At 58.8% G+C, this 21,469-nt stretch carries 26 protein-coding genes; 20 read left to right on the forward strand and 6 right to left on the reverse strand.

Annotation, left to right across the window (positions count from 1 at the left end):
• The first annotated feature begins 124 nt into the window (after positions 1–124).
• Complete coding sequence (locus tag ABLV04_RS00220) at positions 125–1,300, forward strand: MFS transporter (protein ID WP_180265816.1); 1,176 nt, start codon at positions 125–127, stop codon at positions 1,298–1,300.
• Positions 1,301–1,386: 86 nt separating this feature from the next.
• Here the strand turns inward: ABLV04_RS00220 and flk are convergent, their stop codons facing one another.
• A complete protein-coding gene (gene flk, locus ABLV04_RS00225) occupies positions 1,387–2,364 on the reverse strand; it encodes a flagella biosynthesis regulator Flk (RefSeq protein ID WP_023290531.1) in 978 nt (325 codons plus the stop codon).
• A 110-nt stretch (positions 2,365–2,474) separates the two neighbouring features.
• Here flk and pdxB point away from each other — a divergent pair, with 110 nt between their 5' ends.
• The 10 genes from pdxB to ABLV04_RS00275 all read left to right on the forward strand — a co-directional run bounded on the left by pdxB (position 2,475) and on the right by ABLV04_RS00275 (position 12,302).
• A complete protein-coding gene (gene pdxB / locus ABLV04_RS00230; RefSeq protein ID WP_044524278.1) occupies positions 2,475–3,611 on the forward strand; it encodes a 4-phosphoerythronate dehydrogenase PdxB in 1,137 nt (378 codons plus the stop codon).
• Positions 3,612–3,674: 63 nt separating this feature from the next.
• Positions 3,675–4,688 (forward strand): aspartate-semialdehyde dehydrogenase, encoded by a 1,014-nt coding sequence (locus tag ABLV04_RS00235; RefSeq protein ID WP_023290529.1) that lies wholly within the window; start codon positions 3,675–3,677, stop codon positions 4,686–4,688.
• The gene (gene truA / locus ABLV04_RS00240; protein WP_032453605.1) at positions 4,688–5,500 is read left to right on the forward strand and encodes a tRNA pseudouridine(38-40) synthase TruA; all 813 of its coding nucleotides are present in this window, start codon (positions 4,688–4,690) and stop codon (positions 5,498–5,500) included. The genes ABLV04_RS00235 and truA overlap by 1 nt, the downstream gene beginning before the upstream one ends.
• Positions 5,501–5,526: 26 nt before the next feature.
• A complete protein-coding gene (locus ABLV04_RS00245; RefSeq protein WP_002913221.1) occupies positions 5,527–6,186 on the forward strand; it encodes a DedA family protein in 660 nt (219 codons plus the stop codon).
• Positions 6,187–6,372: 186 nt separating this feature from the next.
• The gene (gene accD, locus ABLV04_RS00250) at positions 6,373–7,293 is read left to right on the forward strand and encodes an acetyl-CoA carboxylase, carboxyltransferase subunit beta (RefSeq protein WP_004201773.1); all 921 of its coding nucleotides are present in this window, start codon (positions 6,373–6,375) and stop codon (positions 7,291–7,293) included.
• Positions 7,294–7,368: 75 nt separating this feature from the next.
• Positions 7,369–8,637 (forward strand): bifunctional tetrahydrofolate synthase/dihydrofolate synthase, encoded by a 1,269-nt coding sequence (gene folC, locus ABLV04_RS00255; protein ID WP_348815223.1) that lies wholly within the window; start codon positions 7,369–7,371, stop codon positions 8,635–8,637.
• Positions 8,627–9,322, forward strand: a complete 696-nt coding sequence (gene dedD, locus ABLV04_RS00260) for a cell division protein DedD (RefSeq protein ID WP_023290524.1) — start codon at positions 8,627–8,629, stop codon at positions 9,320–9,322. Before folC ends, dedD begins: the two co-directional genes overlap by 11 nt.
• Positions 9,323–9,540: 218 nt before the next feature.
• On the forward strand, positions 9,541–10,029 hold the full coding sequence (gene cvpA, locus ABLV04_RS00265; RefSeq protein WP_023290523.1) for a colicin V production protein: 489 nt from the start codon (positions 9,541–9,543) through the stop codon (positions 10,027–10,029).
• Between the two features lie 33 nt (positions 10,030–10,062).
• Complete coding sequence (purF, locus tag ABLV04_RS00270) at positions 10,063–11,580, forward strand: amidophosphoribosyltransferase (RefSeq protein ID WP_004180758.1); 1,518 nt, start codon at positions 10,063–10,065, stop codon at positions 11,578–11,580.
• 137 nt (positions 11,581–11,717) lie between these two features.
• Positions 11,718–12,302, forward strand: coding sequence for a UbiX family flavin prenyltransferase (locus ABLV04_RS00275; protein ID WP_044524274.1), 585 nt, complete (start codon positions 11,718–11,720; stop codon positions 12,300–12,302).
• A gap of 65 nt (positions 12,303–12,367) precedes the next feature.
• Here ABLV04_RS00275 and ABLV04_RS00280 read toward each other — a convergent pair whose 3' ends face one another.
• The gene (locus ABLV04_RS00280; protein WP_032424512.1) at positions 12,368–12,529 is read right to left on the reverse strand and encodes a hypothetical protein; all 162 of its coding nucleotides are present in this window, start codon (positions 12,527–12,529) and stop codon (positions 12,368–12,370) included.
• 40 nt (positions 12,530–12,569) lie between these two features.
• On the opposite strand from ABLV04_RS00280, the gene argT reads away from it, so the two are divergent.
• The 5 genes from argT to hisP all read left to right on the forward strand — a co-directional run bounded on the left by argT (position 12,570) and on the right by hisP (position 16,649).
• Positions 12,570–13,352 (forward strand): lysine/arginine/ornithine ABC transporter substrate-binding protein ArgT, encoded by a 783-nt coding sequence (gene argT / locus ABLV04_RS00285; RefSeq protein ID WP_004180753.1) that lies wholly within the window; start codon positions 12,570–12,572, stop codon positions 13,350–13,352.
• A gap of 267 nt (positions 13,353–13,619) precedes the next feature.
• Complete coding sequence (gene hisJ / locus ABLV04_RS00290) at positions 13,620–14,402, forward strand: histidine ABC transporter substrate-binding protein HisJ (RefSeq protein ID WP_002913209.1); 783 nt, start codon at positions 13,620–13,622, stop codon at positions 14,400–14,402.
• Between the two features lie 66 nt (positions 14,403–14,468).
• Complete coding sequence (locus ABLV04_RS00295; protein ID WP_023290521.1) at positions 14,469–15,155, forward strand: histidine ABC transporter permease HisQ; 687 nt, start codon at positions 14,469–14,471, stop codon at positions 15,153–15,155.
• Positions 15,152–15,868, forward strand: a complete 717-nt coding sequence (hisM, locus tag ABLV04_RS00300) for a histidine ABC transporter permease HisM (RefSeq protein ID WP_002913207.1) — start codon at positions 15,152–15,154, stop codon at positions 15,866–15,868. The genes ABLV04_RS00295 and hisM overlap by 4 nt, the downstream gene beginning before the upstream one ends.
• Before the next feature lie 7 nt (positions 15,869–15,875).
• A complete protein-coding gene (gene hisP, locus ABLV04_RS00305; protein WP_002913206.1) occupies positions 15,876–16,649 on the forward strand; it encodes a histidine ABC transporter ATP-binding protein HisP in 774 nt (257 codons plus the stop codon).
• A 5-nt stretch (positions 16,650–16,654) separates the two neighbouring features.
• On the opposite strand, the gene ABLV04_RS00310 is transcribed toward hisP, so the two are convergent.
• Positions 16,655–17,182: a GNAT family N-acetyltransferase gene (locus ABLV04_RS00310; protein WP_101862061.1), complete on the reverse strand. Its 528-nt coding sequence runs from the start codon at positions 17,180–17,182 to the stop codon at positions 16,655–16,657.
• Positions 17,183–17,310: 128 nt separating this feature from the next.
• On the opposite strand from ABLV04_RS00310, the gene ABLV04_RS00315 reads away from it, so the two are divergent.
• Entirely contained in the window at positions 17,311–17,418 is a 108-nt protein-coding gene (locus tag ABLV04_RS00315) for a hypothetical protein (RefSeq protein WP_032453602.1), read from the forward strand.
• On the opposite strand, the gene ABLV04_RS00320 is transcribed toward ABLV04_RS00315, so the two are convergent.
• From ABLV04_RS00320 to yfcG, 3 genes are all read right to left on the reverse strand, one after another.
• A complete protein-coding gene (locus ABLV04_RS00320; protein ID WP_017899519.1) occupies positions 17,398–18,291 on the reverse strand; it encodes a TIGR01777 family oxidoreductase in 894 nt (297 codons plus the stop codon). The genes ABLV04_RS00315 and ABLV04_RS00320 overlap by 21 nt on opposite strands.
• Positions 18,292–18,309: 18 nt before the next feature.
• Positions 18,310–18,672: a dihydroneopterin triphosphate 2'-epimerase gene (folX, locus tag ABLV04_RS00325; RefSeq protein ID WP_002913200.1), complete on the reverse strand. Its 363-nt coding sequence runs from the start codon at positions 18,670–18,672 to the stop codon at positions 18,310–18,312.
• A gap of 65 nt (positions 18,673–18,737) precedes the next feature.
• Positions 18,738–19,367: a GSH-dependent disulfide bond oxidoreductase gene (yfcG, locus tag ABLV04_RS00330; protein ID WP_023290519.1), complete on the reverse strand. Its 630-nt coding sequence runs from the start codon at positions 19,365–19,367 to the stop codon at positions 18,738–18,740.
• A gap of 180 nt (positions 19,368–19,547) precedes the next feature.
• On the opposite strand from yfcG, the gene yfcF reads away from it, so the two are divergent.
• The 3 genes from yfcF to yfcD are packed head-to-tail and all read left to right on the forward strand — an operon-like array spanning position 19,548 to position 21,409.
• Positions 19,548–20,192 carry a glutathione transferase gene (gene yfcF, locus ABLV04_RS00335; protein ID WP_032453600.1) on the forward strand — a complete coding sequence of 215 codons (645 nt, stop codon included), beginning with the start codon at positions 19,548–19,550 and terminating at the stop codon, positions 20,190–20,192.
• Between the two features lie 56 nt (positions 20,193–20,248).
• The gene (yfcE, locus tag ABLV04_RS00340) at positions 20,249–20,800 is read left to right on the forward strand and encodes a phosphodiesterase (protein ID WP_023290517.1); all 552 of its coding nucleotides are present in this window, start codon (positions 20,249–20,251) and stop codon (positions 20,798–20,800) included.
• A gap of 57 nt (positions 20,801–20,857) precedes the next feature.
• A complete protein-coding gene (yfcD, locus tag ABLV04_RS00345; RefSeq protein ID WP_002913197.1) occupies positions 20,858–21,409 on the forward strand; it encodes an NUDIX hydrolase YfcD in 552 nt (183 codons plus the stop codon).
• Positions 21,410–21,469: the final 60 nt, after the last annotated feature.

A 21,469-nucleotide genomic window follows, 5' to 3' on the forward strand; every position in this document is an offset into this window, starting at 1 on the left:
GGATCCATTAGTCTCTCCACTAATGCGTAAGCGTTTAACGTCAACCAACGCGCCTTAACCCTGATAGTCAGGTGGAGGGGGCGTGTCGCTTTGCTCGCCTTACTCTGCGAATCTGGAGTAATGCATGTCCGCAGTCACTGAAACAACATCTCATTCATCCGCGAATTTGTCGCTTTTTCGCATTACGCTCGCCGTCTTTTTGACCTATATGACCGTCGGTTTGCCGCTGCCGGTGATCCCGCTGTTTGTCCATCAGGAGCTGGGATTGGGTAACACCATGGTCGGCGTAGCGGTGGGGATCCAGTTCCTCGCCACCGTTCTTACCCGCGGCTACGCCGGGCGCCTGGCAGACCAGTACGGCGCCAAACGCTCCGTCCTGCAAGGGATGCTGGCCTGCGCCCTGGCCGGCGCGGCCTGGCTGGCCGCTGCGCTGCTGCCGCTGCCGGTGTTAGCGAAGCTGGGCCTGTTGCTGCTGGGCCGCCTGATCCTCGGGTTTGGCGAAAGCCAGCTGCTGACCGGCAACCTGAGCTGGGGGATGGGGCTGGTGGGGCCGGCCCGCTCCGGCAAAGTGATGTCATGGAACGGCATGGCGATGTACGGCTCGCTGGCGGTGGGCGCCCCGCTGGGATTGTTAATTTACAGCCACTTTGGCGTGGCGGTCCTGGCCTGCGTCACCATGGGACTACCGCTTGTCGCCTTGCTCATCAACGGCACGGTGCGCAAAGTGGCGGCGCACGGCGGTGAGCGGCCTTCACTGTGGAGCGTCATCGGCATGATCTGGCGGCCGGGTATTGGCCTGGGCCTGCAGGGCGTCGGTTTTGCGGCGATCGGCACCTTCGTTTCTCTCTATTTTGCCAGCCAGAACTGGCCGATGGCCGGATTTACCCTGACGGCGTTTGGCGGCGCCTTTGTGCTGATGCGGGTGCTGTTTGGCTGGATGCCGGATCGGTTTGGCGGCGTTAAAGTGGCGATGGTCTCGCTGCTGATAGAGGCGGTCGGTCTGACGCTGCTGGGGCTGGCGCCCGGCGTCTGGGTGGCGCTGGCCGGCGCGGCGCTGACCGGATGCGGCTGTTCGCTTATTTTCCCCTCGCTTGGCGTGGAGGTGGTGAAGCGCGTCCCGGCGCAGGTGCGCGGCACTGCGCTCGGCGGCTATGCGGCCTTTCAGGATATCTCTTATGGCCTGACCGGGCCGCTGACCGGTCTGCTGGCCACTTCGCTGGGCTACTCGTCGGTATTCCTTGCCGGCGCCCTCTGCGCGGTGCTGGGGATCCTCGTCACCATCATCTCATTTCGCCGCTAGGTTGTTGTCAGGCCAGAAATCGCCGTAGTCAGCACTGCGGCGTTTGGCATGAAAGGGTGCCGTGAACGCCGCCAGTGCCTGCTCGGCTACAGCAGGAGCCACAGCACCAGGAGCAGGACAACCGCGCCCAGCGCCAGCTGCCAAGGCTTAACGGCCCATGTCCGCCGGGTCACGGGCTCCTCCTGCGGGATCGCCAGCGTCTCCTGGGCGCGGGCTACCCGCAGCACAAACACCTTATTCAGCAGCGCCAGGATCTGCGCCGGGCTCAGCGTGGTCTGGGGCGTGACCTGCCAGTTGCGACGGGCAAAGTCGACAATCTTCTGCCACTCCGCGGCCTCCAGCGGCTGCTTGAGCGCCCCCTGCAGCGAGGTAAGCGTGGGCGCGCTTTGCGCGCTGAGCGTCTGCCGCGCCTGCAGCCAGTACGAAAGCGGCGTGAAGTGCGTCGCCGGGATCAGCTCCCCGGACTTGACGCCGCAAAGTTCCAGCATGGACTGCCAAATCAGTTTGCTTGGTTCGCCGGTGGCGGCCGCCAGCTTAGTCACCAGCTGATTGAGCGTGTTGTGCTCGGCCGGCAGCAGTGGACGAAGGGTCGGCGGGCGCTGCTGCGGCTGCGGGATCGACAGCTGACCGCGCTGCAGCAGATGCAGAATGTTCTCCAGTTGCGACTGGCTGAGGGCATGCAGCGCCGTTTGCCCATAATGCTGACGAATATAATCGCTCACCGCCTGGCGGTTATTGCCCTGGCCGAGCAGATCGCTGAGCTGCGCCAGGGTCTGGCGATGATGATGATTGTCCTGCGCGGCGGCCAGGCGCTGGTTGAGACTGGCCTCGGCGGCGCTGAAATGGCGGGCCAGCAGGGGCGTGTCGCCTTTCAGTCCGAGGTCATGTTTGACGCAGGCCCACACTTCCGCATTCTGCTGCGAGGTCAGCGCCACCAGGCGCGTGATCAGTCGCTCCAGGACGGTGCGTTGCTGCATGGAAAGCGAAGGTTCGCCGGTGGCGGCAGTGCCTGATGGGCCTCGCCCTGGAGGACGGTCTGGCATATCTGCAAGGGGGTGCGTCATGATTCATCCTTTCGATATCGCGGTGCTGGAACCAGGTGATGAGTATGCCTGGCGGCCAGATTATGGCACACTTCCCCGGTTAACTCTCGTTCTCAGACAGGTACTGAACTGTGAAAATCCTCGTTGATGAAAATATGCCCTATGCCCGTGAGCTTTTTAGCCGTTTAGGCGACGTGCAGGCGATCCCGGGCCGCCCGGTCCCGGCCGATGCCCTGACCGATGCGGATGCCTTAATGGTGCGCTCGGTCACCCGGGTCAATGAAGCATTGCTTGCCGGCAAGGCCATCAGGTTCGTCGGCACCGCGACCGCAGGCACCGATCATGTCGATCAGGCGTGGCTGCAGCAGGCGGGGATTGGTTTCTCCGCAGCGCCAGGCTGTAACGCCATTGCGGTGGTGGAGTATGTCTTTTCATCGCTGCTGATGCTGGCCGAACGTGACGGCTTCTCGCTGCGCGATCGCACCGTCGGGATTGTCGGCGTCGGTAACGTCGGCGGGCGGCTGCAAAAGCGTCTGGAGGCGCTGGGCATCAAAACCCTGCTCTGCGATCCGCCGCGCGCTGACCGCGGCGACGAAGGCGACTTCCGCTCCCTTGACGATCTGGTCCAGCAGGCCGATGTCATCACCTTCCATACCCCGCTGTATAAAGAAGGGCAATATAAAACGCTGCATCTGGCTGATGAGGCGCTGATTAGCCGCCTGAAGCCCGGAACGATTTTGATCAACGCCTGCCGCGGGTCGGTGGTGGATAACGCCGCGTTGCTGAAACGGCTGGAAGCCGGTCAGTCCCTGAGCGTGGTGCTGGACGTTTGGGAGCCGGAGCCGGATCTCAACGTAGAGCTTCTCAAGCGGGTAGATATCGGCACGGCGCACATCGCCGGCTACACCCTTGAAGGGAAGGCGCGCGGGACGACGCAGGTATTCGAAGCCTATAGCGCCTTTATCGGCCATCCGCAACAGGTGGCGCTGGATACCCTGTTGCCGGCCCCGGAGTTTGGCCGCATCACCCTGCATGGCCCGCTCGATCAGCCGACGCTGAAAAGACTGGTTCATTTGGTGTATGATGTGCGCCGCGATGATGCGCCGCTGCGGAAGGTGGCGGGCGTCGCCGGTGAATTCGACAAGCTGCGTAAAAATTATCAGGAACGTCGCGAATGGTCTTCGCTGTACGTGCAGTGCAGCGATGAGCAGGCGGCGACGCTGTTGCGCCAGCTCGGTTTTAACGCCGTGCATCATCCTGTTCGTTAATATCTTCTTAATGCCCCTGCCGGATACTCCGGCAGGGCCGCTTTATTTCTGGAGTAAACCACCATGTCTGAAGGCTGGAATATTGCCGTACTGGGCGCAACGGGCGCCGTAGGCGAAGCCCTGCTCGAAACTCTCGCTGAACGCCAGTTCCCGGTGGGGGAGATTTTTGCTCTGGCGCGCAATGAAAGCGCGGGCGAACATCTGCGTTTTGGTGGCAAGTCGGTGATCGTCAAGGACGCCGCCGAGTTTGACTGGACCCAGGCCCAGCTGGCCTTCTTTGCCGCAGGCGTCGAAGCCAGCGCAGCGTATGTCGAAGATGCGACAAACGCCGGATGTCTGGTTATCGATCTCAGCGGCCTGTTTGCGCTGGAGCCGGACGTACCGCTGGTGGTGCCGGACGTGAACCCGTTCGTGTTAGGCGATTACCGCAACCGCAATCTGATTGCGGTGCCCAATAGTCTGACCAGCCAGCTGCTGACGGCGCTGAAGCCGCTTATCGATCAGGGTGGACTGTCGCGCATTAGCGTCACTAACCTGCTCTCCGCCTCAGGGCAGGGGAAAAAAGCGGTGGATGCGCTGGCAGGGCAGAGCGCCAAGCTGCTGAACGGCATCCCCATCGATGAAGACGATTTCTTTGGCCGCCAGCTGGCCTTCAACATGCTGCCGCTGCTGCCGGATCGTGAAGGTAGCGTGCGCGAAGAGCGCCGTATCGTCGATGAAGCGCGCAAAATTCTTCAGGATGACGGGCTGATGATCTCCGCCAGCGTCGTCCAGTCGCCGGTCTTCTACGGCCATGCGCAGATGGTGAACTTTGAAGCGATGCGTCCGCTGGCAGCGGAAGAGGCGCGTGACGCCTTTACCCGCGGCGAGGAGATCGAACTTTCTGAAGAGGGCGAATTCCCCACTCAGGTTGGCGATGCTTCCGGCAACGCCCGTCTCTCCATCGGCTGCGTGCATAATGATTACGGCATGCCGGAGCAGGTCCAGTTCTGGTCGGTGGCGGATAACGTCCGCTTCGGCGGCGCGCTGATGGCGGTGAAGATCGCCGAGAAGCTGATTGAGGAGTACCTGTACTGATGTCTGAGATGGAGCAACAGCCGGTCTGTAAAATCGCGCTGGGCATCGAGTACGACGGTAGCAAATATTACGGCTGGCAGCGGCAAAACGAAGTACGCAGCGTGCAGGAGAAGCTGGAAAAGGCGCTCTCGCAGGTGGCGAACGAACCCATTACCGTCTTTTGCGCCGGCCGCACCGACGCCGGTGTCCATGGCACCGGCCAGGTGGTGCATTTCGAAACCCGGGCGCAGCGTAAAGATGCCGCCTGGACGTTGGGGGTAAATGCGAATTTACCTGGTGACATCGCGGTGCGTTGGGTCAAACATGTCCCGGCGGATTTTCACGCCCGGTTCAGCGCCACGGCGCGCCGCTATCGTTACGTCATCTATAATCATCGCCTGCGTCCGGCGGTATTAAGTCAGGGCGTCACGCATTTTCATCAGCCGCTCGACGCCGCGCGCATGCAGCGTGCCGCACAGTGTCTGCTGGGGGAGAATGACTTTACCTCGTTTCGCGCGGTGCAGTGCCAGTCGCGTACCCCGTGGCGCAACGTGATGCACATTAACGTTACCCGCTACGGCGCTTATGTGGTGGTGGATATCAAAGCGAATGCCTTTGTACATCATATGGTCAGGAATATTGTGGGCAGCCTGATGGAAATCGGGGCCGGAAACCAGCCGGAGAGCTGGATGGCAGAACTGCTGGCAGCAAAAGACAGGACGCTCGCTGCGGCAACGGCAAAAGCGGAAGGGTTGTATCTGGTGTCGGTGGATTACCCGGCCCATTATGATTTACCGGTGCTGCCAATGGGCCCGCTGTTTCTGGCGGACTAATAGGGTCATTAAGGGTAAAGACAAACATGGACTTGATTCACTTTTTAATTGATTTCATCCTGCATATTGATGTGCACCTGGCCGAGCTGGTCGCCCAGTATGGCGTCTGGGTTTATGCCATTCTGTTTTTGATTCTGTTCTGCGAAACCGGGCTGGTGGTAACGCCGTTCCTGCCGGGGGATTCCCTGCTGTTCGTCGCGGGCGCGCTCTCGGCCCTGCCCACCAACGATCTGAATGTCCACCTGATGGTATTGCTGATGGTCATCGCGGCTATCGTCGGCGATGCGGTCAACTACACCATTGGCCGGCTGTTCGGCGAAAAGCTGTTCAGCAACCCGAACTCGAAGATTTTCCGTCGCAGCTATCTGGATAAAACCCATAGCTTCTACGAACGTCACGGCGGAAAAACCATTATCCTGGCGCGCTTTGTGCCGATAGTCCGAACCTTCGCGCCGTTTGTGGCGGGAATGGGGCATATGTCCTATCGTCATTTTGCGGCCTATAACGTCGTCGGGGCGTTGCTGTGGGTGCTGCTGTTCACCTACGCCGGCTATCTGTTTGGCGATCTGCCGGTGGTGCAGGAGAACCTGAAGCTGCTGATCGTGGCGATCATCGTGCTTTCCGTCCTGCCGGGTGTGATTGAGATTATTCGCCATAAGCGGGCGGCGGCGAAGCAGGCGAAGTAGTTTAGCCTGCGTTGCGCGTGACGGTACACGAGCGTCACGCGCAGCGGTTTGACCACTTTTTTATCCCATGTTCCGGGATGATATGATTTAATGTGCAACATTCATGGTCTGTAAGAGGCAAAAATGGCATTATGCGCCCCTTACGACAAAACTGGCATCGACCAGGTTCAGGCAGAAAGGTTATCAATGAGCTGGATTGAACGAATTAAAAGCAACATCACTCCCACCCGCAAGGCGAGCATTCCTGAGGGTGTATGGACCAAGTGCGACAGCTGCGGTCAGGTACTCTACCGCGCCGAGCTGGAGCGCAACCTGGAGGTTTGTCCTAAGTGCGATCACCATATGCGCATGTCGGCGCGTAATCGCCTGCATAGCCTGTTGGATGAAGGTTCCCTGGTGGAACTGGGTAGCGAACTTGAGCCAAAAGATGTGCTGAAGTTCCGCGATTCAAAAAAATACAAAGACCGCCTGGCGTCCGCTCAAAAAGAGACGGGCGAAAAAGACGCGCTGGTGGTGATGAAAGGTACGCTCTACGCGATGCCGGTGGTGGCCGCGGCCTTTGAATTCTCCTTTATGGGGGGATCGATGGGTTCCGTCGTTGGCGCACGCTTTGTGCGCGCGGTGGAGCAGGCGCTGGAAGATAACTGCCCGCTGATCTGCTTCTCCGCCTCCGGTGGCGCCCGTATGCAGGAAGCGCTGATGTCGCTGATGCAGATGGCGAAAACCTCCGCGGCGCTGGCAAAAATGCAGGAGCGCGGATTACCGTACATCTCTGTGCTGACCGACCCGACCATGGGCGGCGTATCGGCGAGCTTTGCGATGCTGGGCGACCTGAACATTGCCGAGCCGAAAGCGCTGATCGGCTTTGCCGGTCCTCGCGTCATTGAGCAGACCGTACGTGAGAAGCTGCCGCCGGGATTCCAGCGCAGTGAGTTCCTGATTGAAAAAGGGGCGATCGATATGATCGTTCGCCGTCCGGAAATGCGTCTCAAGCTGGCCAGCATTCTGGCGAAGCTGATGAACCTGCCGGCGCCGGTTGCCGCTTCGGAAACGCCTCATGAAGGCGTGGTGGTGCCGCCGGCACCGGATCAGGAACCCGAGGCCTGATAAAGCAGAGGGCAGGGCCTGGCGGCGCTGCCCTTTTTTATTCAAACGCGTTAACCGTCAATTCTTGCGGGCATCATGGAAAAAGATCCTATTCCTCAGGCCACGTCGCCCCTGGCTACGTGGCTTTCTTATCTGGAACATCTGCACAGTAAAACCATCGACCTGGGGCTGGCGCGCGTCAGCGAGGTCGCGCGGCAGATGGATATCGTCAAACCGGCGCCGTTCGTCTTTACGGTCGCGGGCACCAATGGCAAAGGCACCACCTGCCGCACGCTGGAAACGGTCCTGATGGCGGCCGGCTATAAAGTGGGGGTCTACAGCTCTCCGCATCTGGTGCGCTACACCGAACGCGTGCGCATTCAGGGCGCGGAACTGCCGGAGGCGGCGCATACGGCCTCGTTTGCGGAGATTGAAGCGGCGCGGGGCGACATCTCGCTGACCTATTTTGAGTACGGCACGCTCTCTGCGCTATGGTTGTTTAAGCAGGCGCAGCTGGATGTGGTGATCCTGGAGGTGGGCCTCGGCGGCCGTCTCGACGCCACCAATATCGTGGATGCCGACGTCGCCGTGGTCACCAGCATCGCCCTCGATCATACCGACTGGCTGGGACCGGATCGCGACAGTATCGGCCGGGAGAAAGCCGGTATCTTCCGTGCCGGTAAACCGGCGGTGGTAGGGGAGCCGGATATGCCGCACACCATTGCTGAAGTGGCGCGCGAGAAGGGCGCGCTGCTCCAGCGCCGCGGCGTCGACTGGCGCTATGAGGTGGAAGGCGAGACATGGTCCTTCCGCGACGCGGGCGGGGCGTTAAGCCGCCTGCCTCTGCCTCAGGTGCCGTTGCCGAATGCCGCCACGGCCGTGGCGGCGCTGCGCGCCAGCGGCCTTGCCGTGGATGACGCTATCCTGCGCGCGGGGATCCGCGACGCGATGCTGCCGGGACGCTTTCAGATAATCAGCGACGCCCCGCGGGTGATCCTCGATGTGGCGCATAACCCGCACGCGGCGGCTTATCTCGCCGGGCGTCTCAAAACGTTAGCGAAAACGGGACGCGTGCTGGCGGTTATTGGTATGCTGCATGATAAGGACATCGCCGGTACGCTGGCCAATCTGACGCCGGAAGTTGACGTCTGGTACTGCGCGCCGCTGGAGGGTCCGCGCGGGGCGACGGCGGAGCAACTGGTGGAACATTTGCGTGGCGGCACAGTCTATAGCAGCGTGGCGCAGGCATGGCGCGCGGCCATGGCTGACGCTAAAGCGGAAGATACAGTGCTGGTGTGTGGTTCATTTCTCACGGTAGCGCAGGTAATGGAAGAGATTGACGCGGGGAGAATCGGTGGCGAGTAAGTTTCAGAACCGTTTAGTCGGGACAATCGTGCTGGTGGCGCTGGGGGTGATTATCCTGCCAGGGCTGCTGGACGGGCAGAAAAAGCATTATCAGGATGAGTTTGCCGCGATCCCGCTGGTGCCGAAACCCGGCGATCGCGATGAACCGGATATGCTGCCGGCGGCGACTCAGGCGCTGCCTTCGCAGCCGCCGGAAGGGGCGGCGGAGGAGGTGCGGGCTGGCGATGCCGCTGCGCCATCGTTAGATCCGTCGCGTATCCCGGTGAACAGCAACAGCTTCGATGACGTTCAGGAGCCGGTGGTTGCCGCGAAACCGCAGCCTAAACCCCAGCCGAAGCCGCAGCCGAAGCCGCAACAGCAGGCTGCGACGCCTACCCCTCCGCCGGCTAAGCCTCAGCAGCAGCAACCACCGCAGCAGCAGGCGGCCCTGCCGGCGCCGACCGGCAAGGCCTATGTGGTCCAGCTGGGCGCGTTGAAGAACGCCGATAAGGTGAACGAGATCGTCGGTAAGCTACGGGCATCGGGCTTCAAAGTCTATACGTCGCCTTCGACGCCGGTACAGGGTAAAATTACCCGTATCCTCGTCGGCCCGGATGCGTCAAAAGACAAGCTCAAGGGCCAGCTGGGCGATCTGCAACAGATCTCCGGGCTCAGCGGGGTGGTGATGGGCTTCACCCCGAACTGATGGTTTTTTTCCGCCATGCGGAGAGAACGCGGCGGGGCTAAACGCCCCGCAAACCCTGTCTCAGCCGCCCTGAAGAGGCGAAAGGCAGTCTGGCGTTGAATGTTTTTTCAGCGCCATTTTTATTTCTGTAGGGCAAGGAAATCCCTACGCAAACGTTTTCTTTTTCTGTTAGAATGCGCCCCGAACTGGACGACAGGGCGTAAAATCGTGGGACGTATATGGTCTGGATTGATTACGCCATTATGGCGGTGCTGGGTCTTTCTTGCCTGGTCAGCCTGATCCGCGGCTTCGTTCGCGAAGCTTTATCGTTAGTCACGTGGGGTTGCGCGTTTTATGTCGCCAGCCACTATTACGCTGACCTGTCTGTCTGGTTTACGGGCTTTGAGGATGAACGGGTTCGAAATGGGATTGCTATTGCGGCGCTGTTTATCGTGACGCTCATCGTTGGCGCTATCGTGAACTATGTGATAGGCCAGCTGGTGGAGAAGACCGGTTTGTCAGGTACCGACAGGGTATTGGGGATCTGCTTCGGCGCGCTACGTGGGGTGCTGATCATCGCCGCTATCCTGTTCTTCCTTGACACCTTTACCGGGATGGCGAAGAGCGATGACTGGCAGCAGTCGCAGTTTATTCCCTATTTTACCCCCGTCATCAGATGGTTTTTTGAATACCTGCAAAGCTCGTCAAGTTTCTTGCCTAAAGTATAGACTTTGGGTCGTTGCTGAACGAGGAAAAGACGTATGTGCGGTATTGTCGGTATCGCCGGTGTTATGCCGGTTAACCAGTCGATTTATGATGCGCTAACGGTGCTCCAGCACCGTGGACAGGATGCCGCTGGCATCATCACCATTGATGCCAACAACTGCTTCCGGTTGCGTAAGGCTAACGGGCTGGTAAGCGACGTATTCGAAGCCCGCCATATGCAGCGTATGCAGGGCAATATGGGGATTGGCCACGTGCGTTACCCCACGGCGGGCAGCTCCAGCGCCTCCGAAGCGCAGCCGTTTTACGTCAACTCGCCGTATGGCATCACGTTGGCGCATAACGGCAACCTGACCAACGCCCATGAGCTGCGTAAAAAGCTGTTTGAAGAAAAACGCCGCCATATCAATACCACCTCAGATTCCGAAATCCTCCTCAATATTTTCGCCAGTGAGCTGGATAACTTCCGTCACTACCCACTGGAAGCGGACAACATCTTTGCCGCGATTGCGGCGACCAACCGCCTGATCCGCGGCGCGTACGCTTGCGTGGCGATGATCATCGGTCATGGCATGGTGGCCTTCCGCGACCCGAACGGCATTCGTCCGCTGGTACTGGGCAAACGTGACGTAGGCGATGGCCGCACCGAGTATATGGTGGCCTCGGAAAGCGTGGCGCTTGACACCCTTGGCTTTGAATTCCTGCGCGATGTGGCGCCGGGCGAAGCGGTTTATATTACCGAGAAGGGCCAGCTGTTTACCCGTCAGTGCGCCGATAACCCGGTCAGCAACCCGTGTCTGTTCGAGTATGTCTATTTTGCCCGTCCGGACTCGTTTATCGACAAAATTTCCGTCTACAGCGCCCGCGTCAATATGGGAACCAAACTGGGCGAAAAGATTGCCCGCGAGTGGGAAGATCTGGATATTGACGTCGTTATCCCGATCCCGGAGACCTCCTGCGATATCGCGCTGGAGATCGCCCGCATCCTTGACAAGCCTTATCGTCAGGGCTTCGTGAAGAACCGCTATGTCGGCCGCACATTTATCATGCCGGGTCAGCAGCTGCGTCGTAAGTCTGTGCGCCGCAAGCTCAACGCCAACCGTGCGGAGTTCCGCGATAAAAACGTGCTGCTGGTGGACGATTCTATCGTCCGCGGCACCACCTCGGAGCAGATCATCGAGATGGCGCGCGAAGCAGGGGCGAAAAAAGTGTATCTGGCCTCAGCCGCGCCGGAAATTCGTTTCCCGAACGTGTACGGTATCGATATGCCGACCGCCAACGAACTCATCGCCCATGGCCGCGAAGTGGATGAGATCCGCCAGATCATCGGCGCCGATGGCCTGATTTTCCAGGATCTCAACGATCTGATCGAAGCGGTGCGCGCGGAAAATCCGGATATTCAGCAGTTTGAATGCTCAGTGTTCAACGGGGTATACGTCACCCGGGATGTCGACCAGCAGTACCTCGACTACCTCGATTCCCTGCGTAACGATGATGCCAAAGCGGTTCAGCTGCAGAACGAAGTCGAAAACCTCGAGATGCACAACGAGGGTTAAGCCGTTCGCGCGTCGCGGGCCCGCCGTTCCTGATGGAAGGCGGGCCTTTTTTTCGCCCGGCAACCGTGCGTCAATGGTTGCGCCAACGGCTATAATCCGGCAAAGTCTGCGGCACGACGCGCAAGGGGTAACTGAACGTGAAACGACTGATTATTGGCATTTCCGGCGCCAGCGGCGCCATCTATGGCGTGCGGATGCTGCAGGTGCTACGGAATGTGCCGGATATTGAAACCCATTTGATCCTCAGCCAGGCGGCGCGCCAGACGCTGGCGATGGAGACCGACTTTACCGTGCGTGAAGTACAGGCGCTGGCTGATGTGGTGCATGATGCCCGCGACATCGCCGCCAGCATCTCCTCCGGCTCGTTTAAAACCGCCGGGATGGTGATTTTACCCTGCTCAATGAAAACGCTCTCGGGTATTGTCCATAGCTACACGGATGGTCTGCTGACGCGGGCGGCGGATGTGGTGCTGAAGGAGCGTCGTCCGCTTGTGCTCTGCGTGCGGGAGACCCCGTTCCATCTTGGCCATCTGCGCCTGCTGGTGCAGGCCGCGGAGCTGGGGGCGGTGATTATGCCGCCGGTGCCGGCCTTCTACCATCGGCCGCAAAGCCTGGATGATGTTATCAACCAGACCGTCAACCGGGTGCTCGATCAGTTCGACATTAGCCTGGAACAAGACTTGTTTACTCGCTGGCAAGGGGCTCAGGATTGCACCAAATAGGTGCGTGAAATGTACGCTTGCGCTGCGGTGGTGCAAATTTGTCGCCCCGATCAAATCCTCGACATTTATTTCGTCTTTTTGCGTTCAGGCGCTGCGGTTTCGCCAGTAATGCTGGTATCTTCCCTTTTAAGACAATCCTGCAACTTTATTTTAACAAATTTAACCCTGTTCCCGGCACGCACCGGGAAGATGGCACAAAAACTGCAGGATTGCTCGGCAATCACCATAACAAGCAACGCACCACATCACGACACTTAAGGGTACTGTATGAAGAAGACGATTCTGGCTCTCTCTTTACTCGTGGGAATGAGCAGCACGGCCAGCGTGTTCGCTGCTCTGCCGCAGAGCATTCGCATTGGCACTGACGCGACCTATGCGCCGTTTTCGTCGAAAGACGCGAAAGGGGACTTTGTTGGCTTTGATATCGATTTAGGCAATGAACTGTGCTCCCGTATTAAGGTGAAATGTACCTGGGTCGGCAGTGATTTTGACTCCCTGATCCCCTCCCTCAAGGCGAAGAAAATTGACGCCATCATCTCCTCGCTCTCCATCACCGAGAAGCGCCAGCAAGAGATCGCCTTCTCTGACAAGCTTTATGCCGCCGACTCCCGTCTGATCGCGGCCAAAGGCTCGCCGATCCAGCCGACGCTGGAAGCGCTGAAAGGTAAACACGTCGGCGTGCTGCAGGGCTCCACGCAGGAAGCCTATGCTAACGATCGCTGGCGCAGCCAGGGCGTTGACGTGGTGGCCTATCAAAACCAGGACCTGATCTATTCCGACCTCTCCGCGGGTCGTCTGGATGCGGCGCTGCAGGATGAAGTCGCCGCCAGCGAAGGCTTCCTCAAACAGCCCGCCGGGAAAGATTTCGCCTTCGCCGGCCCGTCGGTTAAAGACAAAAAGTACTTTGGCGACGGCACCGGTATCGGCCTGCGTAAGGACGACGCCGAGTTGAAAGCCGCGTTTGATAAAGCGCTGGGCGAGATGCGCAAAGACGGCACCTACGACAAAATGGCGAAGAAATACTTCGATTTTAACGTCTACGGCGACTAAGACTGCCGCAGGCCCGCGCTATCGGGTGGGCCTGCCGCCATGCTCGTGTAAAAGCCCTGAAAAGGTGCATCGCCAGACGCTGTGGATCATATTAGTGCAAAGGCGGCCGCTTTTGTGGCTAAAAAATGCATAGTTAAGCGTTTGTGATGCAAAAAAATGGCCTTTCTGGTGCATAAATCTTTGCCCTCAAGGGGCGAATAATGGCACGATAACTGGTGTTAATAGTTCTAATAAACCCGTTAGAATGACAGTCTGTCGAGGATAGTTATGAAAAAACTGGCGTTGTCTCTCTCTTTAGCGCTGGCCCTTTCCAGCGTTTCCACGGTCTTTGCCGCTATTCCGCAAAAAATTCGTATCGGTACCGATCCGACTTATGCTCCCTTCGAATCGAAGAATGCGCAGGGGGAATTGGTGGGTTTTGATATCGATCTGGCAAAAGAGCTGTGTAAGCGTATTAATACCCAATGTACCTTTGTGGAAAACCCGCTGGATGCGCTGATCCCCTCTTTAAAAGCGAAGAAAATCGACGCGATTATGTCTTCGCTGTCGATTACCGAAAAGCGTCAGCAGGAAATCGCTTTCACCGACAAACTGTATGCGGCTGATTCGCGTCTGGTGGTGAAAAAGGGCAGCCCCGTGACGCCGGACCTCGCCACCCTGAAGGGGAAGCGCGTGGGCGTGCTGCAGGGCACGACGCAGGAAACTTATGGTAATGAGCACTGGGCGCCGAAAGGTATCGAGATTGTCTCTTATCAGGGACAGGACAATATCTATTCCGACCTGACCGCCGGCCGTATTGATGCCGCTTTCCAGGATGAGGTCGCGGCCAGCGAAGGGTTCCTGAAACAGCCTATCGGTAAAGATTACCAGTTTGGCGGTCCGTCGATTAAAGACGAAAAGCTGTTCGGCGTCGGCACCGGTATGGGGCTGCGTAAGGAAGACAACGAACTGCGTGAAGCGCTGAATAAGGCGTTTGCAGAGATGCGTAAGGACGGCACCTACGACAAGCTGGCGAAAAAATATTTCGATTTTAACGTATACGGCGAATAATTCTCACGCCTCACCACTGCGCGTCCGATTCACGCGCAGTGGTGGATGACAGACAGGGTAGGCAGCATGCTGTATGGGTTTTCACAGGTTATTTTGCAGGGTGCGCTCGTCACCCTGGAGCTTGCGCTCAGCTCGGTCGTTCTCGCCGTCCTGATCGGGCTGGCGGGCGCGGGCGCAAAGCTATCGAGCAACCGTCCTCTGGCGCTGGTGTTTGAAGGCTATACCACACTGATTCGCGGCGTCCCCGACCTGGTGCTGATGCTGTTGATTTTCTACGGCCTGCAGATTGCGCTCAACAGCGTCACCGACGCGTTGGGCATGTCGCAGTTTGATATTGACCCGATGATCGCCGGGATAATTACCCTTGGCTTTATCTATGGCGCCTATTTTACGGAAACCTTCCGCGGCGCCTACCTGGCGGTGCCGAAGGGGCATATCGAAGCGGCCACCGCCTTTGGCTTCAGCGGCGGGCAGACGTTCCGGCGCATCCTGTTCCCGGCGATGATGCGCTACGCGCTGCCGGGGATCGGCAACAACTGGCAGGTTATCCTCAAGGCGACGGCGCTGGTCTCGCTGCTGGGGCTGGAGGATGTGGTCAAAGCCACGCAGCTGGCGGGCAAAAGCACCTGGCAGCCGTTCTACTTCGCCATCGTCTGCGGTCTGATTTATCTGGTGTTTACCACCCTGTCTAATGGCGTACTGCTGCTGCTCGAACGCCGCTATACCGTTGGCGTGAAGAGGGCTGACCTGTGATTGAAATTATTCAGGAGTACTGGAAATCACTGCTGTGGACCGACGGCTATCGCTTTACCGGCGTGGCGATTACCTTATGGTTGCTGATCTCTTCGGTGGTCATGGGGGGCATCCTGGCGGTCTTTCTGGCAATCGGCCGCGTTTCGAGCAATAAGTTCATCCAGTTTCCCATCTGGCTGTTTACTTACATATTTCGCGGCACGCCGCTGTACGTGCAGCTATTGGTCTTTTACTCCGGCATGTACACCCTGGAAATCGTCAAAGGCACTGAACTGCTGAACGCCTTTTTCCGCAGCGGGTTAAACTGTACGGTGCTGGCGCTGACCCTGAACACCTGCGCCTATACCACCGAAATTTTCGCCGGCGCGATCCGCTCGGTACCGGCGGGCGAAATTGAAGCGGCGCGGGCCTACGGCTTCTCTTCGGTCAAACTGTACCGCTGCATCATCCTGCCTTCCGCGCTGCGGATTGCGCTGCCGGCCTACAGTAACGAAGTGATCCTGATGCTGCACTCAACGGCGCTGGCGTTTACCGCCACGGTGCCGGATCTGCTGAAAATCGCCCGCGATATCAACTCGGCCACCTATCAGCCGTTCACCGCCTTCGGCATCGCCGCGGTGCTCTATTTAATTATCTCGTATGTGCTGATTAGCTTGTTCCGCAAAGCGGAAAAGCGCTGGTTGCAGCATATCAAACCTTCTTCAACGCATTGAGAACGCCATGTCCGACAATAAATTAAACGTTATCGATCTGCATAAACGCTATGGGGAACACGAGGTGCTGAAGGGCGTCTCGCTGCAGGCGAAAGCCGGGGACGTTATCAGTATCATCGGTTCATCGGGCTCCGGGAAAAGTACCTTTTTGCGTTGTATTAACTTCCTTGAAAAACCGAGCGAAGGCACGATCGTCGTCAGCGGCCAGAATATTGGCCTGGTACGGGATAAAGACGGCCAGCTGAAGGTAGCCGACAAGAACCAGCTGCGCCTGCTGCGCACCCGGTTGACCATGGTGTTTCAGCATTTCAATCTGTGGAGCCATATGACGGTGCTGGAGAACGTCATGGAGGCGCCGATTCAGGTGCTGGGCTTAAGCAAACAGGAAGCGCGCGAACGGGCGGTAAAATACCTGGCCAAGGTCGGGATAGACGAACGTCAGCAGGCGAAATACCCGGTGCATCTTTCCGGCGGCCAGCAGCAGCGTGTCTCTATTGCCCGCGCGCTGGCGATGGAGCCGGAGGTGCTGCTGTTTGATGAGCCGACCTCCGCGCTGGATCCGGAGCTGGTGGGCGAAGTGTTACGCATTATGCAGCAGCTGGCGGAAGAGGGGAAAACCATGGTGGTGGTGACCCACGAAATGGGCTTTGCCCGCCACGTCTCTTCGCATGTCATTTTCCTGCATCAGGGAAAAATTGAAGAAGAAGGGCATCCGGACGCGCTGTTCGGCGCGCCGAAAAGCCCGCGCCTGCAGCAGTTTCTGAAAGGGTCGCTGAAATAAACGGCTCACCCGGCGTCCGCGGGCGCCGGGTGGGATCCACGCTCCAGCCGGTAGATCCAGTCATCGTAATCGACGCCGTTCAGATGATAGGCTTTCTCCAGCACCTGCGTGCGTACAAAGCCCTGCTTCTCCAGCAGGCGCGATGAGCCACGATTCTCTGCCAAAACCCAGGCATTGATAGCCCGCACCCCCAGCGTGCTGAAACCATAATCGCAGATCGCCCGCAGCGCTTCGCTGGCATACCCTTTTCCCTGAGCCTCGGGCAGCAACGCATAGCCGACGTCGGCCTCGTGCGGATTTTTAGGGCTGACGCGAAGCCCAATATCGCCCAGCGCATCGCCGCGCTGATTACGCAGAACATACACGCCGGGATCGGCGCAGCGACTGGCGAACACGCTGCGCAATGCCTCCTCGCTTAACACTTCGCCCATAAAACGCATCACCTGCGGATCCTGGCGCAGGCGCAGAAAAAAGGGCCAGTCATCGGTAACAAAGCGGGTAAGCGAAAGGCGAGGCGTGGTGATGGTCGTCATAAAGCAGTCAATACAAAGAAGGAAAGGCCTACCTTAGCACTTTACTCCGCCTGTTAACACCGGCGAACCGGCCCGCTGGCGATGAACTCAGGCGCTTCAGGGCGCGGGTTGTCCGGGATAGGGCGACACTGCAGCGCCAGGCTGAGACCATCCAGGCGTGGGGCATTAGCCAGCAGAATGGAATCAGGGGAGCCAATGCCCCCCCGTGTCAGCCATTAACTCAGCACATCCTTTAGCGCTTCGTCGAGATCGTACCAGCGGAAGGCGAAGCCGGCGGCTTCCAGCCGCTTAGGCAGCGCGCGCTGACCGCCGAGCACCAGGACGGCGGATTCGCCCATCAGCAGGCGGATGGCGGCGGCGGGGACGCGGAAAATCGCCGGTCGATTGAGCGCATGACCCAGCGCGTGGGCGAACTGCTCGTTATGCACGGGATAGGGCGAAACCATATTGAACGGGCCGCGCAGATCGTTATCCAGCAGCCACAGAATGCCGTTAACCATATCGTCGATATGGATCCAGGCCAGGTACTGTCTGCCGCTGCCGATAGGCCCGCCGAGGCCGAGCTTAAAGGCTGGGGTCATTTTGCCGAGAATACCGCCCCGCGGCGCCAGTACCACGCCGGTGCGCAGCAGACAGACGCGAGTGCGCTCGCTTTGCGCTTCGCAGGCAATTTGCTCCCAGCGGGCGCAGAGCTTATGGGTAAACTCATTGTGCGGCGGCTCTTCTTCGGTCACCACCACTTCGCCGAGGTCGCCGTAATAGCCGGTGGCTGACCCGCTGATCAGCACGGAGGGAGGGGTGTCGCTGGCGTGGATCAGGCCCACCAACCGCTGAGTGAGATCCCAGCGACTATGGCATAAGCGCTGTTTCTGTTCGGCGGTCCAGCGTTTATCGGCGATGGGCTCGCCCGCCAGATTGATGACGGCATCGATGTCATTGAGGTGGTGATGGCCCTCGAAATCGCGCCACAGCGTGACGCGCGGATCGAGACGGGCGCGGGCGGTATCCGGATGCCGGGTGGAGACCGTGACGCTATGCCCGAGCTCCAGCAATCTGGGTATCAGATGTCGGCCAATCAGGCCGGTACCACCAGTAAGCAGGATCTTCATACCACCTCCCTGACATGGTTAGCGCCGCCAGCTCATGGTCATGGATACCGAGTCGGCATAGCGCAGCGCGTGAAGTTTATCGATCTCCACTTCAGCATATGTGACCCAGTGATGTTCGCATGCGATATTCAGCACATCCTGAGTTAATTTTTCCAGCAGTGAAAAACGACCATTCTCAAGATGGCTGATGATGCGTTTGGTAATGGTGCGGTAGTTCAACGCATCATTAATGTCCTCGCTGTCGCGCGCTTTATCGGCAGGGTAGTGAATGGCCACATTCACCACCACGTCCTGGCGGTTGGCGATCTCTTCCTCTTTAATACCAATAAAAGTACGCAGGCGCAGGTTCTTAATACGAATAATGGCGTCTGGTTGAGACATTGCAGGCTTCCTCCGTGGTGTAAGTCCTGCAATCATACAACAAAGCGCGACGGGCGAGCAGGGGGTTAATAAGACTGAATTTTTAGCATCGCTTCCACTGTCGCCGGCCGCTGCTTAATGCGCTCATACCAGTTATGCACCGCCGGATAGTTCGCCAGATCGATCCGCTGGCGGACATGGCAGTTCACCCAGGGCCAGGCGGCGATGTCGGCGATGCTGTAGTGGTCCCCGCCCAGCCACGGGCTGGATCCCAGGCGGTGATTCAGTACCCCGTAGAGTCGCTGGGTTTCCACCTGAAAACGCTCAATCGCGTAGGGCACGGTTTGCGGCGCTGAGTGGGAAAAATGCTGATTTTGCCCCAGCATCGGTCCCAGGCCGCCGACCTGCCAGAACAGCCACTGCAGGGTGGTATAGCGCGCCCGCAGCTCCCCGCTCAGCAGCTTGCCGCTTTTTTCCGCCAGATAGAGCAGAATGGCGCCGGACTCAAAGACGCTCAACGGCGCGCCGCCGTCAGCAGGCATGTGGTCGACGATAGCCGGAATTTTGTTATTCGGCGAAATCGCCAGAAACTGCGGATGAAACTGCTCCCCTTTACCGATATCGACCCGGATTAGCCGATAGGCCAGCTGCGCCTCTTCGAGAAAGAGGGTGATTTTGTGGCCGTTTGGGGTGGGCGCATAGTAGAGATCGATCATAATATTTCCCGCCGTCGTGGGTCGCAAACTGATCGAGTATAGGTGAAGCTGCGCGACCCGGGAGAAAATCCGCGAGCGGCGCGTCGGTCTGTCGCCAGCCGCGCAGCGGGCGAGCAGTGACATCGCCTGTAAGACAGGCTATGTTGGTTTATTGCCCTGTCTACCAACCCTGAGGAAGCTATGAGCCAGCCTGTGATTACCCTGTGGTCCGATGCCGATTTTTTCTCACCGTACGTGATGTCTGTCTATGTCGCGCTGCAGGAAAAGAGCCTGCCTTTTAGCCTTAAAACCATCGACCTGAACCGCGGCGAACATCTGCAGGCCGGCTGGACGGGCTATGCCGCCACCCGTCGCGTACCGCTGCTTGAGGTTGACGATTTCGCGCTGAGCGAGTCTTCGGCGATTACCGAATATCTGGATGAACGTTTCGCGCCGCCTGAGTGGGAGCGCCTTTATCCACACGATCTGCAAAAGCGGGCCCGCGCCCGGCAGATCCAGGCCTGGCTGCGCAGCGATCTGGTGCCCATTCGTGAAGAGCGATCCACCGCCGTGGTGTTTGGCGGAGTGAAAATGCCGGCGCTCAGCGAGGCAGGCAAGCGGTCGGCGGAAAAACTGTTTGCCACCGCGACCACACTGCTGGCCCACGGCGGGCAAAATTTATTCGGCGAATGGTCTATAGCCGACGCCGACCTGGCGCTGATGCTCAATCGTCTGGTTCTCAATGGCGATGAGGTGCCGGAGGCGCTGGCGGATTATGCGGCGTTCCAGTGGCAGCGGGCCTCAATCCAGCGTTACGTGGCGCTTTCCGCCAAACGCGGAGGCTGATAACCCGCTGCGCTTCCGCTATCATAGAGGCATCGTAACCAGTGGAGATGGAACCTATGAAGCTGATGTTTGCCTCCGATATTCATGGTTCGCTGCCCGCCACGGAACGCGTGCTTGAACGTTTCGCGCAAAGTGGCGCCAGGTGGCTGATCATCCTCGGCGATGTGCTTAATCACGGACCGCGCAACGCGTTGCCGGAAGGCTATGCGCCGGCGGAGGTGGCCGAGCGGCTGAACAGCGTGGCGGAGCGCATCATTGCCGTCCGCGGTAACTGCGACAGCGAAGTGGATCAAATGCTGCTTCGTTTTCCCATGACCGCGCCCTGGCAGCAGGTGCTTGGCGAAGGCTATCGCCTGTTTCTGACCCACGGTCATCTGTATAGCCCGGACAATTTGCCGCCACTTGCCGCTGGCGATGTCCTGGCGTATGGCCATACTCATATTCCGGTTGCTGAAAAACGCGGGGCGATCTCTCTGTTTAATCCAGGCTCAGTGAGTATCCCGAAAGGGGGATATTCCGCCAGCTATGGGCTACTGGATGAGGGGCGTCTGCAGGTTTTAGCACTCAATGATAATCAGGTTATTGCAGAGGTCGCAATTTACCCGTAATTTAGCCCTCAATCATAAAGACGCGCCGCAAGAGCGCTTTTAAAGTAAGGTTTCCTGATGGCGGAACAGAATCATTTGGCAAGCACAGAATGGGTCGATATTGTTAATGAAAACAATGAGGTGATAGCACAGTCCAGCCGCGAGCAGATGCGCGCGCAGTGCCTGCGCCACCGGGCGACCTATATCGTCGTTCACGACGGAATGGGGAAAATTCTGGTGCAGCGACGCACCGAGACAAAAGACTTTCATCCGGGCATGCTGGATGCCACCGCCGGCGGCGTCGTGCAGGCTGATGAGCAATTGCTGGAGTCGGCCCGCCGCGAGGCGGAAGAGGAGTTAGGCATCGCCGGGGTGCCGTTCGCCGATCACGGCCAGTTCTACTACGAAGATAAATTCTGCCGCGTCTGGGGAAGCCTGTTCAGCTGCGTTTCCCACGGGCCGTTTGCCCTGCAGGAAGAAGAGGTAAGCGAGGTGTGCTGGTTAACGCCGGAAGAGATCACCGCCCGCTGCGATGAGTTCACGCCCGACTCCCTGAAAGCGCTGGCGCTGTGGATGACCCGCAACGCCGGTAACGAGTATGATGACGCGGAAGAGAGCGAGCGCGAATAATCGCGCGAACGCGTGGCAGCAAACGCTGTTCGCCTCCTGACAAAAAAAGGCAGCCATCTG

It is taken from the genome of Klebsiella sp. JN_Kp127 (assembly GCF_040062505.1).
Classification (GTDB): Bacteria; Pseudomonadota; Gammaproteobacteria; order Enterobacterales; family Enterobacteriaceae; genus Klebsiella; species Klebsiella quasipneumoniae.

Bases quoted from the DNA above. Each gene is read 5' to 3' on its own strand.
- ABLV04_RS00320 (WP_017899519.1), bottom strand. From the start codon at position 18,291: ATGAAGATCCTGCTTACTGGTGGTACCGGCCTGATTGGCCGACATCTG.
- purF (WP_004180758.1), top strand. From the start codon at position 10,063: ATGTGCGGTATTGTCGGTATCGCCGGTGTTATGCCGGTTAACCAGTCG.
- ABLV04_RS00235 (WP_023290529.1), top strand. From the start codon at position 3,675: ATGTCTGAAGGCTGGAATATTGCCGTACTGGGCGCAACGGGCGCCGTA.
- ABLV04_RS00310 (WP_101862061.1), bottom strand. From the start codon at position 17,182: ATGACGACCATCACCACGCCTCGCCTTTCGCTTACCCGCTTTGTTACC.
- hisJ (WP_002913209.1), top strand. From the start codon at position 13,620: ATGAAAAAACTGGCGTTGTCTCTCTCTTTAGCGCTGGCCCTTTCCAGC.
- hisP (WP_002913206.1), top strand. From the start codon at position 15,876: ATGTCCGACAATAAATTAAACGTTATCGATCTGCATAAACGCTATGGG.
- argT (WP_004180753.1), top strand. From the start codon at position 12,570: ATGAAGAAGACGATTCTGGCTCTCTCTTTACTCGTGGGAATGAGCAGC.
- yfcE (WP_023290517.1), top strand. From the start codon at position 20,249: ATGAAGCTGATGTTTGCCTCCGATATTCATGGTTCGCTGCCCGCCACG.
- ABLV04_RS00280 (WP_032424512.1), bottom strand. From the start codon at position 12,529: ATGGTGATTGCCGAGCAATCCTGCAGTTTTTGTGCCATCTTCCCGGTG.
- yfcF (WP_032453600.1), top strand. From the start codon at position 19,548: ATGAGCCAGCCTGTGATTACCCTGTGGTCCGATGCCGATTTTTTCTCA.
- truA (WP_032453605.1), top strand. From the start codon at position 4,688: ATGTCTGAGATGGAGCAACAGCCGGTCTGTAAAATCGCGCTGGGCATC.
- folX (WP_002913200.1), bottom strand. From the start codon at position 18,672: ATGTCTCAACCAGACGCCATTATTCGTATTAAGAACCTGCGCCTGCGT.
- ABLV04_RS00220 (WP_180265816.1), top strand. From the start codon at position 125: ATGTCCGCAGTCACTGAAACAACATCTCATTCATCCGCGAATTTGTCG.
- cvpA (WP_023290523.1), top strand. From the start codon at position 9,541: ATGGTCTGGATTGATTACGCCATTATGGCGGTGCTGGGTCTTTCTTGC.
- yfcD (WP_002913197.1), top strand. From the start codon at position 20,858: ATGGCGGAACAGAATCATTTGGCAAGCACAGAATGGGTCGATATTGTT.
- accD (WP_004201773.1), top strand. From the start codon at position 6,373: ATGAGCTGGATTGAACGAATTAAAAGCAACATCACTCCCACCCGCAAG.
- folC (WP_348815223.1), top strand. From the start codon at position 7,369: ATGGAAAAAGATCCTATTCCTCAGGCCACGTCGCCCCTGGCTACGTGG.
- flk (WP_023290531.1), bottom strand. From the start codon at position 2,364: ATGACGCACCCCCTTGCAGATATGCCAGACCGTCCTCCAGGGCGAGGC.
- ABLV04_RS00295 (WP_023290521.1), top strand. From the start codon at position 14,469: ATGCTGTATGGGTTTTCACAGGTTATTTTGCAGGGTGCGCTCGTCACC.
- ABLV04_RS00245 (WP_002913221.1), top strand. From the start codon at position 5,527: ATGGACTTGATTCACTTTTTAATTGATTTCATCCTGCATATTGATGTG.
- yfcG (WP_023290519.1), bottom strand. From the start codon at position 19,367: ATGATCGATCTCTACTATGCGCCCACCCCAAACGGCCACAAAATCACC.